The sequence below is a fragment of the Ralstonia mannitolilytica genome (genome assembly GCF_000954135.1).
Taxonomy (GTDB): Bacteria; Pseudomonadota; Gammaproteobacteria; order Burkholderiales; family Burkholderiaceae; genus Ralstonia; species Ralstonia mannitolilytica.
Genome location: NZ_CP010799.1, coordinates 2,379,639 through 2,394,541, shown reverse-complemented (window position 1 = coordinate 2,394,541; position 14,903 = coordinate 2,379,639). Strand labels below are relative to the sequence as shown.

The window sequence follows — 14,903 nt, the reverse complement described above, 5'->3', positions numbered from 1 at the left end:
GAGATTTTACCACCCGCCGGTGATGCGGATGGCCGTGTGGTCAGGCCCTGAGCGTCGGATAGCCCGACAGGTGCAGCGTAAAGCCCGTGGCGTGCACGTCGAGCGTCGCCTGCGCGCCAATCGGCAGCGTCGCCTTGGTCGGGCAATGTCCGAACGGCAAGCCCGTCAGCACCGGAATCGACAGATGCTCGGCCAGGTAAGCCCGCATGGCGTCGAAGTCGTAGCCGGCATCATACGGCGTGGTGCGATAGCCGGAGAAATCGCCCAGCACCAGCGCCTGCTGGGTATCGAGCACGCCAGCCTGCTGCAGCTGCAGCAGCATGCGCTCGATGCGGTACGGGTGCTCGTTGATGTCCTCAACGAAGAGAATGCCGTCACGGATGTCGGGCAGATACGGCGTACCGACCAGGCTGGACAGCATCGCCAGGTTGCCGCCCCACAGCGTGCCGGCATAGCGCCCCGGATGCGCGCATTCCTTTGGCTGCGGCACATCCACGCGCAGCGTGTACGTCGGGCTGCGCAGGACGCCCCAGAAGTGCTCGAGCATGAACGGATCAACCGTTTCCAGCCCGAAATCGGAGCACACGTGCGGGCCGGCAAACGTCACGCCGCCCGTGGCCGCCAGGTACGCGAGCGAAAACGCCGTGAAATCGCTGTGCCCAACGATGATCGCGTCGGTGGCCTGCGCGCGGCGGCCGATGTCGATGAAATCGATGCGGTCCAGCAGCCGCGTGAGGCCGTAGCCGCCGCGGATAGCCATGGCGATTTCCTGGCCGCTGCCGGCGCCGATCTGGTGCAGGTCGGCCAGACGCGCAAGTTCGCCGCCGGCAAAGCGCTGATGGCGGCGATGCAGGCATTCACGGTTGACGATCGTGCAGCCCTGGCCTTCAAGAAACGCCACGCCGCGCTCGGCGACGGCCGCATCGTTCGGGTAGCCGGAAGGCGCAATCAGGCGAACGGTAGTCATGTCGTGGGGTCGTTTGGCTCAATGGAGGCCAGTCGCGCAGCCTTTTGGCTCGCGCGGCGCTCGGCAAAGAAGGCGCGCAGCATGTCGCCGCATTCCTGCGCGAGCACGCTGCCGGTGATGGCGGTCTGGTGGTTCAGCCGCGTCTCGGCAAACAGGTCGAGGATGCTGCCCGCGGCGCCCGTCTTGGGGTCCGGCGCGCCGTAGACGACGCGCGCCACACGGGCATGCAGCATGGCGCCGGCGCACATCACGCACGGCTCCAGCGTCACGAAGACTTCGCAGTCGGGCAGGCGGTAGTTGCCCAGCTTCTCGGCGGCCTGGCGCAGGGCGCGCATCTCGGCATGCGCCGATGGGTCATGCGTGCCGATCGGCGCGTTGTAGCCAACGCCGACGATCTCGTTGCCGCGCACGACCACTGCGCCCACCGGCACCTCGCCCTGCCCCCATGCGAACTTGGCCTGCACGAGCGCCTGCTGCATCCAGTAACCGTCGCGCTCGTGGGCGGACATGTCGGCGGGCGGGGTCAGGACGTGCGGTGTGGTCATGCGATCCGGCGCTGTCGAATCAATCCTGCTCGTGCGGGCGCGCGAGCTTCACGTCGGCCCAGCAGTTCGGGGTTTCGTACAGCACGAGCTTGGACAGGCGCAGATGGTGCCCGAACGTGTTGCGGAACACCGGCTCGAGAATGTCGAAGGCCACCTGCGCGAGGTTCTCGACGGTGGGCACGTCATTCAGCACGACGGTCTTATGACCGCCTTCCATGTCGTTCAGGAATTCAACGAGCTTGGTGTCGCCGCGATAGACGAGGAAAGCGTGATCCCACAGGTCGACGAGATGCTTGTTGGCGAGCTGCTTGACGTCGCCGAAGTCGAGGATCATGCCGTCGTCGGCGGCTTTGTCGTTGTGCAGAACTTCGCCGGTCAGCGTGAGTTCGAGCTGATAGCGATGGCCGTGCAGGTTGCGGCACTGGCCGGCATGGCCCGGGATGCGGTGGCCGGCGTCGAATTCGAGCCGGCGCGTAATGGAAACGGTCTTGGTCATGGAGCAAGGTGGCGGCAGCGGGCGCCGCGAAACGGCTGGAACCGGCAGAAAACCGGGGACAAAGTGCTGCGGCCCGCCTTAGCGGATGCCCAGCATCTTATGGGTTTGCAGCGACAGGCGCCAGCGCGGCCGGCGCTGGCACAGCTCAACGGCAGCCGCCGTATTTTGCCGGGCGAGCGGGCCGTCCATGGCCTGCAGGAAGAAATGCTGGAAATCCAGCCGTTCGTATGCGTCGAGGTCTTGCCCGTCTTGCGGGATCACCACCTTCAGCTCGTCGCCGCGCGTGACGACAAGTTCAGAGCCCATCTTGGGGCTCACGCACACCCAATCGATGCCCTCCGGCACGGCGATGGTGCCGTTGGTCTCGATGGCGATTTCGAAGCCGCGTGCGTGCAGCGCGTCGATCAGCGGCGTGTCGAGTTGCAGCAGCGGCTCGCCGCCGGTGCAGATGACGAGCGGCTTGCCGCCCGTGGCGCTGGCCGGCCATTCGGCGGCAACGGTATCGGCGAGTGCGTCGGCGGTGGCGTATTTGCCGCCTTGCGTGCCGTCCGTGCCGACGAAGTCGGTGTCACAGAACTGGCAGACGGCGGTGGCGCGATCGGCTTCGCGCCCACTCCAGAGATTGCAGCCGGCAAAGCGGCAGAAGACAGCTGCGCGGCCGGTGTTGGCACCCTCGCCTTGCAGCGTGTAGAAGATTTCCTTGACGGCGTAAGTCATGTCTGAACGGTGGCATTCACAGGAGAACGACGCAAAAGCGACGTAATTCCCGCGCAAACCGTACCAGTGCCCACTAGTGATTAACCCAATATTGTTTCACAAATCGGGATCGTGCGTCGCCCTACCCGCAGAAGGACGCCAACGTCACAAAAGAAAATGCACCTTCCGGCGTCAGCCACGCCGCAAAGACGAGGGCAGCGCCGGCCGCCGCCAGCGCCCACGCCGCCCATCGATTGAGCCGATCCTTCATGCCGGTAGCGCCATCGGCGTGCGCGCGAGTTGGCGATCGTCGATCGGCCAGTGCAGCAGCGCGGCCACCACGCCGAGCACCATCGCGCCAAACCAGATTGCATCGTAGGAATGCAGGCGGTCGTACACCACGCCGCCCAGCCACACGCCCAGGAACGCGCCGATCTGGTGACCGAGGAACACGAAGCCGAACAGCGTGCCGATGTAGCGCACGCCAAACACCTGCGACAGCAGCCCGTTCGTGAGCGGCACCGTGCCGAGCCACAGCAGGCCCATCACGATGGCAAACGCATACAGCGTTGCCGGCGACAGCGGCAGCAGGATGAACAGCGCAATCGCCCCCGTGCGGATCAGGTACAGCGACGAGAGCAGATACTTGCGCCGGAACAGCCCGCCCAGCGCGCCGCAGTAATACGTGCCGACGATGTTGGCGGCGGCAATCAGCGCCAGCGCGACCATGCCGTGGCGGCCGGTGAGCCCCTTGTCGAGCAGGTACGCCGGCATGTGCGCACCGATAAAGGCGAGCTGGAATCCGCACGTGAGGAACCCGAGGTTCAGGAGCCAGAAACCGCGGTGGGCGAAGGCCTCGCGGATGGCTGCGCCCATGCTTTGATGCGCCTCCTGCACGGCGGCACTCGATGCCTTTTCGCGCAGCGGCGCGGCCAGCGGCAAGAAGATTGCCATGACCACCGCCATGACGACCAGCGCCGTCACCCAGCCGACCGTGCTCAGCAAGCCCTGCGCCGTCGGCACCATCACGAACTGGCCGACACCGCCCACCGCGCCCGCCACGCCCAGCGCCCAGCTGCGCCGCTCGGGCGGCGTCAACCGGCTGATCGCGCCATACACCACGCCGAACGACGTGCCTGAGAGCCCCAGCCCGATCAGCCCGCCGGCCGAGAGCGTGAAGCCCAGCGGCGTGCCCGCATGTGCCATCAGCAGCAAACCGAGCGCATAGACGACGATGCCGGCCACCACCACCTTGGCGGCCCCGTAGCGGTCGGCCAGCATGCCCGCAAAAGGCTGTGCCGCGCCCCAAATGAGGTTTTGCAACGCGATCGCAAGGCCGAAGGTTTCGCGTGTCCAGCCATGGCCCATCGTGACGGGCACGAGGAAGAGCCCTTGCACGTGCCGAATGCCCAGCGCCACGCCGATCACCGCGCCGCCGGCCAATACCGGCAACCAGGGCGATTGCGTGAGAGATTTCGAGGTCATGAGCGTTTTTCTCCGATGTGACTGACATTCCGGCTTCGCAAGCGTGGGGAGCGTGCATGAGACTGGAATGTCGCCCGATGGCTTATTAAACTTCGCCCTATCCGGCTTCTCAATTGATCTTTGAGAACGCCTTGCATGAGGAAAACGCATGTCGACTCCCCTGGTTCGATTGGCCTCCCTGGACTTGCTGCGCGGCTTCGTGGCGGTAGGCCGGCGCATGAGCATCACGCTCGCGGCCGATGATCTGTGCCTGACGCAATCGGCGGTGAGCCGGCAGGTGTCGGCATTGGAAGAGGCGCTCGGTGTGAAGCTGCTGGTGCGCGGGCACCGCTCGATTGCGTTCACGCCCGAGGGCGAACGCCTGTTCCGCAGCGCCGACAGCGCCGTGCAGCAGTTGCAGGACGCCATCGGCGCCATTCGCGTGGCGGCCGAACGTCGGCCGGTCACGATCACCGCCAGCATCGGTGTCACCGGGCTGTGGCTGCTGCCGCGCCTCGCCCGCTTCCAGCAGCAATACCCCGACATCGACGTGCGCGTGGCCACCAACAACCGCCTCGTCGACCTGAAGAACGAAGGCATTGAACTTGCCATCCGGTATTGCCCACCGAGCGATGCGCCGCCCGGTGCCATCCGGCTGTTTGGGGAGACCGTGGCGCCGGTCGCGCATCCGTCGCTGGGGCTGCACTCGCTGGATTCCGCCGAGGCGCTTGCCGGCCAAACGCTGCTCGACTTTGACGACCGCGACCTGCGCCGCCCCTGGCTCCAATGGACCGACTGGCTGGCCGCCGCCGGCTGGAGCCACGCCAAGCCGCGCACCGTGCTGCGCTTCAACCAGCACGACCAGATCATCCATGCGGCGATGGCCGGCCAGGGCATCGCGCTCGGCCGCCTGGAGCTGATCGCGCCGCTGCTGGCGGACGGCCGCCTGGTCACCGTACCGACCATCGCCCCGGGGGTGCGCAATACGCATGCGTACTGGTTGATCCAATCCGAGCCGAACCCGCGCCGCGACGTGCGGGATGTGGCTGCCTGGATCTGTTCGGAAGCGGCCACGCACGCTGCATGAAAGGCGCTTGAGGCGAGCACTGACAACGCTCGTTTTACCGCCCTGCGCGAGCAAACGCACGCCGCGCAGATTCGTGGCATCTTTGGCGCTCCCATGTTCTTTGTCGGCGACGCGGTGTTCTGGGGCAATGACCGCCTGGACGATGCGCTCGCCCGTGCCGCAGCAGTGCAGTCCAACCTTCATCCACTTCACACCGGATAGCCCATGCCGACCCAGATCGAAAAAGCCCACGCCTTCCGCGCGCTGCACGAACGCAGCGGCACCTTTGTGATTCCCAACCCGTGGGACCCGGGCTCCGCCCGGCTGCTGGCATCGCTGGGCTTCGAAGCATTGACCAGCACCAGCGCCGGCTTCGCGTTCTCGCGCGGGTTGCCCGACTATGGCGTCGGCCGCGACACCATCCTCGCGCACGTGGCCGATCTGGCAGCCGCCACGGATGTGCCCATGGCTGCCGACCTGGAAAACGGCTTTGGCGATGCGCCGGAAGCCGTCGCCGAGACCATCCGCCTGGCGGGCGCCACGGGCATCGTCGGCGGCTCGATTGAAGACGCGACGGGTCGCGCAGATGCGCCCATCTACTCGCTGGAGGCTTCGGTCGACCGCGTGCGCGCTGCGGTGGAGGCTGCGCGCGCGTTGCCGTTTCCGTTCACGCTCACCGCGCGCGCCGAGAACCACCTGCACGGTCGCAACGACCTGGCCGACACGATCCGCCGCCTGCAGGCCTTCCAGGACGCCGGCGCCGACGTGCTCTACGCCCCCGGCCTGAAAACGCGCGACGAGATCGCCACCGTGCTGCGCGAGATCGATCGGCCGCTCAACGTGCTGATGGGCTTCGCCGACGGCAACCTCAGCGTGGCCGAGTTGACGGAACTGGGCGTCAAGCGCATCAGCGTGGGCGCGACACTCGCACGCGTTGCCATGGGTGCCTTCCTGCGGGCGGCGGAAGAGCTGCGCACCGCCGGCACATTCGCCTTCGCGCGCGACGCTGCCAGTGGGGCCAAGCTCAACAGCCTCTTCGCGCCGTTCGCCTGACGCTCGCCCCACAGCGAACGCGACCCACCTTGGCGCGCCCTCCCACCGACACCAAACCGCCCGGCGGCCTGCGGCAGATGCCCGCCGGCATCTGGGTGCTCGGCTGCGTCAGCCTGCTGATGGACATTGCCTCCGAGATGATCCACAGCCTGCTGCCGCTGTTCATGGTGTCGGCGCTGGGCGCCAGTGCGTTGTCGGTCGGGCTGATCGAAGGCCTGGGCGAGTCGACTGCGCTCATCGTCAAGATCTTCTCCGGCACGCTGAGCGACTACCTTGGCAAGCGCAAGGGCCTGGCGGTCTTCGGCTATGCGCTGGGCGCGCTGTCCAAACCGTTGTTCGCCATTGCGCCCACCGCGGGCATCGTGCTGACGGCGCGCCTGCTGGACCGCGTCGGCAAGGGCATCCGCGGGGCGCCGCGCGATGCGCTGGTCGCCGACATTGCCCCGCCTGCACTGCGCGGCGCGGCCTTTGGGCTGCGGCAGTCGCTCGATACCGTGGGCGCGTTTCTGGGGCCGCTGCTGGCGGTGGGGCTGATGCTGCTGTGGGCGGATGATTTTCGCGCCGTGTTCTGGGTGGCCGTGGTGCCGGGACTGCTCTCTGTTGCGCTGCTGATGTTCGGCCTGCGGGAGCCCGAAACCCACAACGGGGCCCGCCGCACCAACCCGATCCGCCGCGACAGCCTGCAGCGACTGAACAGCGCGTACTGGTGGGTGGTGATGATCGGCGCGGTCTTCACGCTCGCGCGGTTTTCCGAAGCGTTCCTGGTGCTGCGGGCACAGCAAGGCGGCATTCCGCTGGCGCTGGTGCCGCTGGTCATGGTGGCGATGAACGTCGTCTATGCGCTGGCGGCGTATCCATTCGGCAAGCTCTCTGACCGCATGAGCCACACGAAGCTGCTCGCGCTTGGGCTGGTGGTTCTGATTGCGGCCGATGTGGTGCTCGGCCTGTCCGCTCACTGGAGCGTGGTCATCGCAGGCGTGGCGCTGTGGGGCGTGCACATGGGCATCACGCAGGGCTTGCTGGCAACCATGGTCGCCGACACCGCACCGGCCGACTTGCGCGGCACCGCTTACGGCATGTTCAACCTCGTAAGCGGGCTGGCGATGTTGGCTGCGAGCGTTCTGGCGGGCTTGTTGTGGGACAAGCTCGGCGCAGCCGCGACATTCCACGCGGGGGCGGTGTTCTGCCTGCTGGCGTTGGGCCTGTTGGCGATGCGAAGGAAGTCTTCCGGCCCAATCACGTGACGTTCGGCTGCGCCCTGAACCAGTCCACCAGAAAATCGAGCATCGCCCGCAGCGCCGCCGGCATCTGCCTGCGCGAGCTGTACACGCCGTGAATGCCCAGCGCCTGCGGCACGTGGTCGGGCAACAAACGCACGAGTTGCCCGCTGGCGATCAGCGGCGCGGCAGCAAACACCGGCTGCAACGCAATCCCCGCGCCCTCCCGCGCCGCTGCCAGCAGGACCATCGATTCATTCGCACTCAGATTGCCGCCCACCGGCACGTCTGATGGCGCGCCCGTCTTCGCCTCGGTGAACTTCCACAGGCTCTTGCCGAAGTACGAATACGTCAGGCAGTTGTGAACGGCCAGGTCTTGCACGCGGCGCGGTGTACCGTGCGCGGCCAGGTAAGACGGCGCCGCCACCACGACGGATTCGCACATGCCCAGCGGCCGCGCAATCAGGTTCGGATCCAGATCGTTGGTGATGCGCACGGCCAGGTCGATGCGTTCTTCCACGAGGTTGATGGTGCGGTTGTCGACCACCAGATCGACGGCCGTTTGCGGATAGCGCCGCAGGTAGGCCGTCACCGCCGCGCTCAACGTCTGCTGCGCCAGGGACTGCGCGCAGGCAATGCGCAGGAGCCCGCGCGGCGTATCGGCTTCGGGGCCATCCGCCACGGCCATCTGCGATGCGATTTCCAGCATCTGGCGGCAGCGCGCAAGCGTGGCCTCGCCGGCGGGTGTCAGGCCGATGCGGCGCGTGGTCCGGTGCAGCAGCCGCGCGCCGGACCACGCCTCCATCTGCGCCAGGTAACGCGTGACCATCGCGCGCGACATGTCGAGCGCTTCGGCGGCGGCGCTCAGGCTGCCGCGCTCGACAATCGCCACAAACACTTCGGCCGACGTGATGCGATCCATATTTGATCGATTGGAGAAACAAATATGCGCATCTTAGGGGGTTTTTCGATCGGATCAAGCAACCTACAGTGGCGACATTGCACGCATTTCATCCGACTGGAGAACCCCGATGTCCCTGCTCCGCACCCTGCTTGCCGCCGGCCTCGTCAGCGCCGGCCTTGCTGCTCACGCTGCTCCGCCTGCCCCCTTGCATCTCGAGGTCTACAACCCCGGCGCCAAGGGCATCTTCCCGGTGTCGTCGGAAATCATCAGCGGTGCGCACGAGGCGATCCTGATCGACGCGCAATTCCAGCGCAGCGATGCAGAGGCGCTCGTGCAGAAACTCAAGGCCAGCGGCAAGACGCTCACCACGGTCTACATCAGCCAGAGCGATCCGGATTACTACTTCGGCCTCGACGTCATCCGCGCTGCCTTCCCGAACGCGAAAATCGTGGCAACACCGCAAACCGTGGCCGCCATCAAGGCATCAATGAACGGCAAGCTCGCGTACTGGGGCCCGATCCTCAAGGACAACGCGCCCAAGACGCTCGTGCTGCCCGACGTGCTGAACGCCGACCACCTCACGCTGGAAGGCCGCACCATCGAGATCAAGGGCCTGAACGGCCCCGACGCGGCACGCACGTATCTGTGGATCCCATCGATCAAGACCGTGGCCGGCGGCGTGGTGGTCAACAGCGGCGACCACGTTTGGGTGGCCGACACGCAGACGCGCGAATCGCGCCTGGGCTGGTTGCAGACGCTGGACAACATCACAGCGCTCAAGCCGACGACCGTGGTGCCCGGTCACTTCACGGGTGCAATGCCAACGGGGCTGGACGCGGTACGCTTTACCGCGGATTACCTGAAGACCTTTGAGGTACAGGCCGCCAAGGCCAACAACTCGGCGGAGCTGATCAAGGCGATGAAGGCGGCCTATCCGACGCTGGCCGGCGAGGCATCGCTGGAGCTGAGCGCCAAGGTCATCAAGGGCGAAATGAAGTGGCCGCAGTAAGCCGGCCTGCCACCGAGGAAACAACATGACGACGTTGCATTACATCTACGACCCGCTGTGTGGCTGGTGCTACGGCGCCGCGCCGCTGGTGGAAGCAGCGCGCACGGTGCCCGGCCTCACGATCGCCTTCCACGGCGGCGGCATGCTTGCCGGCCCGAACCGCCGTACGGTCACGCCCCAATGGCGCGACTACGTGATGCCGCACGACCACCGCATTGCCGAGTTGACCGGCCAGCCCTTCGGCGAGCCCTACTTCGAAAGCCTGTTGCGCGACACCAGCGCCGTAATGGATTCGGAGCCGCCCATTACCGCCGTGCTTGCAGCCCAGGCGCTCGGCGGCCGCGGGCTGGACATGATCCATCGCATCCAGCGCGCGCATTACGAACAAGGCCGTCGCATTGCCGATGTGCCAGTACTGCGCGAGCTTGCGGCGGAGATCGGCCTATCGCCCGAAGCATTCGATGCGGAATACGCGCGGCAAGCCGGTGCGCTCACGCAGCAGCACATCGCGCAAAGCCGACAATGGCTCGATCGAGTGGGCGGTCAGGGGTTTCCGACGTTTGCGCTCGAAGATGCCGATGGCCAACTGGGCATCATCGACGTTGGCCCGTGGCTCGGCAAACCGGAACACTGGGCTCAGGCGCTGACGCAGCACATCGGCGCGCCTGCCCCAATGAACCAAGCCGATGGCCCTGTCTGCGGGCCGGACGGCTGCGCGTAACGACAAGGCGCTCAGCCTTTGAGCGCCCAGCGGCCAAGTTCGTCGTAGCGCGTTTTGCCTAGCCAGCTATGGATGAGAACGAACTCGCGCACGGTCCACGTGATGGGCTCGACCGCTTTCGGCGCAAAGCCGCCGCGGTCATACAACAGCGTGATGTGCGGCTTGAAATGCCCGCGCGGCACCGGCACCGCGGCATGCTGGAGTGCCTCGCCCAGCGCCGCCTGAAACGCCATCAAGCCGCCCACGCCTTCGTCGCCCAGCAGCACGAACGGCCGATGGTCGCGCCGGCCATGAAAGCTCACCACCTGGTTGAACGTGGCGTCGAATGCCGGCAACGCGAGGCCGGCCGCTGCTGCACGCACACGCGCCACGACGTCGTCAGGCGGCAGATGAACGAAATCGCCAAGGTGATGCAGCGTGACATGCAGGCGCTCCGCACGCAGCGCCTTGCCCTTGAAACCCACGACGGGCCGTAATTGCTGGATCAGCCGCGCGATGCGCTCGGCGGTATCCACGTCAGGCTTGATCGCCAGAAACAGGCGATGCGCGGGCAATTGCGGAGTGGCTTCGAATCCGGGAAGAGTGAGCTGGGTCACGGCAGGGTCGTCAAACGCCGGGCTGGCGATCCACCCATTATCGACGCCCGCATGACGTCCCGCTGAAAGTCGTGTTGCTCGCATCAAAAACAACGCCCGGCGGTGTGAACCTGCCGGCGTGGTCTTTTGGATGTGATGCGGCGATCAGATATCGAAGAACACGGTCTCCGCGCCGCCATCCGGCGTGTCTTGCAGGCGCACGTCGAAGGTGTAGACCACCTCGCCGTTGCGCTCGCTGCGCTGGGCAATCAGCGTCTTGCGGCGCACTTCCCACTCGATGCCGTTCAGCACCGGGTCCGTGTCGTTGGCCGCGACCTCATCGCTGAAGTACACGCGTGTGTGCAGGCCGAGGTTGATGCCGCGGGCAAACAGGATCATGCAGATGTGCGGTGCCTGCGTGGTTCCGCTGCGGCCGGCCACGGCGCCCGGCTTGATCGTGTCGAAGCGATAGACGCCCGTATCGAAATCGGCGCCGGCGCGGCCCCAGCCGCGGAATGCGGGGTCGACAGGTTTGTCTTGCCGATCGGCCGGATGGGCGTACTTGCCGTCCGCGTTGGCTTGCCAGATCTCGATCAGCACGTCGCGCACGAGCGAGCCCGAGCCATCGTAGACGCGGCCTTCCAGCGCGATGCGTTCGCCGCGTGTGGCGGGCGTGGTTAGGACGCTGCCGAATTCCTTGTCGTAGATGTCGAAGCCGGCCTGGCGCGGTGCAAGACCGATGTGCACGTACGGGCCGCCCGTCTGCGAAGCGGTCTCGTTGAAATGCGCGAACGGCGGCGTTGTGGTCATGGCCGTTGCCTGGGCACGTTCGAGCGATTCACGCAGTGTGGTCGTGGTCATCACTTGGCTCCTTGCAGGGCGGGCACGGCGTTTTCGAAATGCGTGGCACGGCGGCCGCGCAGCGTGATGTCGAAGCGGTAGCAGCGGCTGTCGAGCGGCACGTGGTTCGCCGTGTCGTGCAGCGCGATCAGACCGCGCACCTGCTCTTCGCTCGGGATGGTCTTGATGATCGGGCACTGCGCGATCATCGGGTCGCCCTCGAAGTACATCTGCGTGATCAGGCGCTGGGCCCAGCCATCGCCCGAGAGCGAGTAATGGATGTGCGAAGGGCGCCAGTCGTTGATGCGATTGCGCCACGGATACGGTCCGGGCTTGATGGTGCGATAGACGTAGTAGCCGTTGGCATCCGTCAGCATGCGGCCGCAGCCGCCAAAGTTCGGGTCGATCGGCGCGATGTACTGGTCTTTCTTGTGGCGGTAGCGGCCGCCGGCGTTGGCCTGCCACACCTCCACCAGCGCGTTCGGCACGGGGCGGCCGAACTCGTCGCGCACATAGCCGTGGACGATGATGCGCTCGCCGATCGGCAGGCCTTCCTTGGCGTAGTTGAGGATCAGGTCGTTGTCGAGCGGGCCCAGGTCGTCGGCATGGAACACCGGTGCGGTGGTTTCCGACAGGGTATTCAGGGTGGAGATGAGCGCGTTGCGCGGCGAGCGCAGCACGCTGGTCTTGTAGCCGGGGGTCAGTGCGGGCGGATGCTGCGCGGTGTCGCGCTGGGCGAATTCGCCGGTGCCGGAAAGCGGCAGGGTCATGGGGCGTCTCCTTATGAAATCGTGCAGAGACTGTATCGCCGACAAAAAGTGAAGTAAATTGACTTATTATCGGAAAATCGATAACCCCAAGTTATGGAAAGCGCCTTCTCAGCGGATTTGCCGTCCCGCATCCGGTTTCGCCATCTGAGCTGCTTTGTCGCCATCGCGCAGGAGCGCAACCTGCGGCGCGCCGCCGAGCGGTTGCATCTGAGCCAGCCGGCGGTGTCGAAAACGCTCGGTGAGCTGGAGGCGCTGGCCGGTGTGCAGCTTGTGGAGCGCGGCCGGCAAGGCGCGCGGCTCACCGCGGCCGGCGAGCAATTCCTGCGGCATGCGGTGGGCGTAACGCAAGCGCTGGAATCGGCCACCGCCGCGCTGATGGGATCGACGGACGCTTCCGCGCCGGTGGTACATGTGGGCGCCCTGCCGACGGTGGCCAGCAGCCTGCTGCCCCAGGCGATTGCCCATTTGCACGCGCAGCGCCCGCATGCCGGCGTGCGGTTGCGCACCGGCACCAATGTCGAGCTGCTGACCGCGCTCAAGGCCGGCGAGCTCGATTTCATCGTCGGCCGCATGGCCGAGCCCGACCGCATGCAGGGGCTGTCGTTCGAGTTGCTGTATGCCGAGCCGCTGGCGCTGGTCGTGCGGCCCGGGCATCCGCTGCTGACGCAGGCAGGCGCGTCGGCCTCGCTGCAGGCGGTGCTGGATTACCCGCTGGTGATCGCCACGCCGGGCACGGTGCCGCGTCATCACACCGAAGCGCTGTTCCAGACGCACGGGCTGCGCTTGCCGGCGGGCGTGACGGAAACGCTTTCGGTGTCCGTCGCACGGTTGCTGGCGTGCCGATCCGATGCGGTGTGGATCACGCCCGAGCGCGCAGCGGCCGACGACCTGGCGCATGGTCAACTCGCCCGTCTGGACATCGTCACGTCGGGCACCCAGGAGCCCGTCGGCCTGCTGCGCAGAAGCGCCGCCACGCCCAGCGAACTGGCCAGCGCGTTCATGGAACTGCTGACGGAGCTGGCGCAGACGCCCGGCTGAGCCGCCCTGCGCTCAAAAAAATGCCGACCCCATGGCCGGCATTTTTCGTTTCGACGCGCAGATCAGCGGTGTGCCATCTCCACGTCATCAGCAGCATCGAAGACACTGCGATCGGTCTGCCCCAGCAACTGGCTGGTGATCGTCCCGGCGGTCATCGAGCCGTTGACGTTGAGCGCGGTACGGCCCATGTCGATCAGCGGTTCGATGGAGATCAGCAGTGCCACGAGCGTCACCGGCAAGCCCATCGCCGGCAGCACGATCAACGCTGCAAATGTGGCGCCGCCGCCCACACCCGCCACGCCGACCGAGCTGAGCGTGACCACCGCCACGAGCGTTGCAATCCATACAGGATCGAACGGGTTGATGCCCACGGTGGGCGCCACCATCACTGCCAGCATGGCGGGATACAGGCCTGCGCAGCCGTTCTGGCCAATGGTCGTGCCAAACGATGCGGCGAAGCTGGCGATCGACTCCGGCACGCCGATGCGCCGGGTCTGCGCCTCGATGCTCAGCGGAATGGTGGCTGCACTCGACCGGCTCGTGAACGCGAACGACAGCGCCGGCCAGACCTTGCGGAAGAAGCGAAGCGGATTGATGCCGTTGAGCGTGAGCAGCACGGCATGCACGCCGAACATGATCGCCAGGCCCAGGTAAGACGCCACGACGAAACCGCCGAGCTTGATGATGTCCTGCACGTTGGACACGGCCACCACGTTCGTCATCAGCGCCAGCACGCCGTAAGGGGTCAGGCGAATGACGAGCCGCACGAGCTTCATCACCCAGGCCTGCGCGGTGTCGATGGCGGTCAGCACGCGCTCGCCCTTCACCGCATCATCCTTGAGCAGGTTCAACGCAGCCACGCCGAGGAACGCCGCAAAGATCACCACGCCGATGATGGACGTCGGCTTGGCACCGGTCAGCTCGGCAAACGGGTTCTTCGGAATGAAGGACTGCACCAGCTGCGGCACCGACAGGTCGGCCACCTTGCCGACATAGTTGTCCTGGATGGCGGTCAGCCGGGCGGTTTCCTGCGCGCCCTGCACCAGCCCTTGCGCCGTCAGGCCAAACAGGTGGGTGACGAACACGCCGACCAGCGCCGAGATCAGCGTCGTGAGCAGCAGCGTACCGATCGTCAGCACACTGATCTTGCCCAGCGACGCCGTGCTGTTGAGCCTGGCGACCGAGTTCAGCACTGACACCAGCACGAGCGGCATGACGATCATCTGCAGCAGCTGGATATAGCCGCCGCCAACGATGCCGAACCACGAGATCGACTGCTTGAGCGTCGCGCTGTCGTCGCCATAGATCAGGTGCAGCGCCAGTCCGAACACGATGCCCAGCACCATGCCCAGCAGCACACGCTTGGCCAGACTCCAGCTCGCGTTCACACGGCCGAGGGCGATCAGGATGACGACGAACGTCGCGAGATTGAGTAAGAGCGGAAGGTTCATGTTGCTTGTGGGTCGCACGCAGCGATCAAAAATCGAGCGGGCATCTTACGCCAGTTGCACAAAGGTTGCCGAGGCACGAAACGCATCGCAG

The 14,903-nt window shown here is 66.1% G+C and carries 16 protein-coding genes and 1 pseudogene; 7 read left to right on the top strand and 10 right to left on the bottom strand.

All coding sequences use genetic code 11. The features are described from left to right. Positions 1–40 precede the first annotated feature (40 nt). The 5 genes from ldcA to TK49_RS11370 form a co-directional block, all read right to left on the bottom strand. The gene (gene ldcA, locus TK49_RS11390; protein WP_045786794.1) at positions 41–967 is read right to left on the bottom strand and encodes a muramoyltetrapeptide carboxypeptidase; all 927 of its coding nucleotides are present in this window, start codon (positions 965–967) and stop codon (positions 41–43) included. Further along, complete coding sequence (gene tadA / locus TK49_RS11385) at positions 964–1,512, bottom strand: tRNA adenosine(34) deaminase TadA (RefSeq protein WP_045786793.1); 549 nt, start codon at positions 1,510–1,512, stop codon at positions 964–966. Before tadA ends, ldcA begins: the two co-directional genes overlap by 4 nt. Before the next feature lie 19 nt (positions 1,513–1,531). Further along, complete coding sequence (gene queD / locus TK49_RS11380) at positions 1,532–2,008, bottom strand: 6-carboxytetrahydropterin synthase QueD (RefSeq protein ID WP_009238193.1); 477 nt, start codon at positions 2,006–2,008, stop codon at positions 1,532–1,534. Positions 2,009–2,086: 78 nt separating this feature from the next. After that, on the bottom strand, positions 2,087–2,725 hold the full coding sequence (gene queE / locus TK49_RS11375) for a 7-carboxy-7-deazaguanine synthase (RefSeq protein WP_027681500.1): 639 nt from the start codon (positions 2,723–2,725) through the stop codon (positions 2,087–2,089). A 246-nt stretch (positions 2,726–2,971) separates the two neighbouring features. Then, on the bottom strand, positions 2,972–4,189 hold the full coding sequence (locus TK49_RS11370; RefSeq protein WP_045786792.1) for an MFS transporter: 1,218 nt from the start codon (positions 4,187–4,189) through the stop codon (positions 2,972–2,974). A 148-nt stretch (positions 4,190–4,337) separates the two neighbouring features. On the opposite strand from TK49_RS11370, the gene TK49_RS11365 reads away from it, so the two are divergent. The 4 genes and pseudogenes from TK49_RS11365 to TK49_RS11355 all read left to right on the top strand — a co-directional run bounded on the left by TK49_RS11365 (position 4,338) and on the right by TK49_RS11355 (position 7,531). Continuing rightward, entirely contained in the window at positions 4,338–5,255 is a 918-nt protein-coding gene (locus TK49_RS11365) for a LysR substrate-binding domain-containing protein (protein ID WP_045786791.1), read from the top strand. Positions 5,256–5,264: 9 nt separating this feature from the next. Beyond that, positions 5,265–5,456, top strand: a pseudogene (locus TK49_RS24160) (DsbA family protein); the annotation flags it as partial. 3 nt (positions 5,457–5,459) lie between these two features. Next, positions 5,460–6,287 carry an isocitrate lyase/PEP mutase family protein gene (locus tag TK49_RS11360; protein ID WP_045786790.1) on the top strand — a complete coding sequence of 276 codons (828 nt, stop codon included), beginning with the start codon at positions 5,460–5,462 and terminating at the stop codon, positions 6,285–6,287. 77 nt (positions 6,288–6,364) lie between these two features. Then, on the top strand, positions 6,365–7,531 hold the full coding sequence (locus tag TK49_RS11355; protein ID WP_045787856.1) for an MFS transporter: 1,167 nt from the start codon (positions 6,365–6,367) through the stop codon (positions 7,529–7,531). Here the strand turns inward: TK49_RS11355 and TK49_RS11350 are convergent. Beyond that, complete coding sequence (locus tag TK49_RS11350) at positions 7,524–8,426, bottom strand: LysR family transcriptional regulator (protein ID WP_045786789.1); 903 nt, start codon at positions 8,424–8,426, stop codon at positions 7,524–7,526. The genes TK49_RS11355 and TK49_RS11350 overlap by 8 nt on opposite strands. Before the next feature lie 109 nt (positions 8,427–8,535). Between TK49_RS11350 and TK49_RS11345 the strand changes: the two genes are divergently transcribed. After that, on the top strand, positions 8,536–9,417 hold the full coding sequence (locus TK49_RS11345) for an MBL fold metallo-hydrolase (protein WP_045786788.1): 882 nt from the start codon (positions 8,536–8,538) through the stop codon (positions 9,415–9,417). Positions 9,418–9,442: 25 nt separating this feature from the next. Then, a complete protein-coding gene (locus TK49_RS11340; protein WP_045786787.1) occupies positions 9,443–10,138 on the top strand; it encodes a DsbA family protein in 696 nt (231 codons plus the stop codon). Between the two features lie 11 nt (positions 10,139–10,149). Here TK49_RS11340 and thpR read toward each other — a convergent pair whose 3' ends face one another. The 3 genes from thpR to pcaH are packed head-to-tail and all read right to left on the bottom strand — an operon-like array spanning position 10,150 to position 12,323. Next, a complete protein-coding gene (thpR, locus tag TK49_RS11335) occupies positions 10,150–10,818 on the bottom strand; it encodes an RNA 2',3'-cyclic phosphodiesterase (RefSeq protein ID WP_082076310.1) in 669 nt (222 codons plus the stop codon). 60 nt (positions 10,819–10,878) lie between these two features. Further along, positions 10,879–11,574 (bottom strand): protocatechuate 3,4-dioxygenase subunit alpha, encoded by a 696-nt coding sequence (pcaG, locus tag TK49_RS11330; protein ID WP_045786785.1) that lies wholly within the window; start codon positions 11,572–11,574, stop codon positions 10,879–10,881. After that, positions 11,574–12,323 carry a protocatechuate 3,4-dioxygenase subunit beta gene (gene pcaH, locus TK49_RS11325; protein ID WP_045786784.1) on the bottom strand — a complete coding sequence of 250 codons (750 nt, stop codon included), beginning with the start codon at positions 12,321–12,323 and terminating at the stop codon, positions 11,574–11,576. The genes pcaG and pcaH overlap by 1 nt, the downstream gene beginning before the upstream one ends. Positions 12,324–12,416: 93 nt before the next feature. Between pcaH and pcaQ the strand changes: the two genes are divergently transcribed. Further along, positions 12,417–13,361: a pca operon transcription factor PcaQ gene (gene pcaQ / locus TK49_RS11320; RefSeq protein WP_045786783.1), complete on the top strand. Its 945-nt coding sequence runs from the start codon at positions 12,417–12,419 to the stop codon at positions 13,359–13,361. Between the two features lie 62 nt (positions 13,362–13,423). Here the strand turns inward: pcaQ and TK49_RS11315 are convergent, their stop codons facing one another. Beyond that, positions 13,424–14,812: an L-cystine transporter gene (locus TK49_RS11315; protein ID WP_045786782.1), complete on the bottom strand. Its 1,389-nt coding sequence runs from the start codon at positions 14,810–14,812 to the stop codon at positions 13,424–13,426. Between the last annotated feature and the right edge of the window lie 91 nt (positions 14,813–14,903).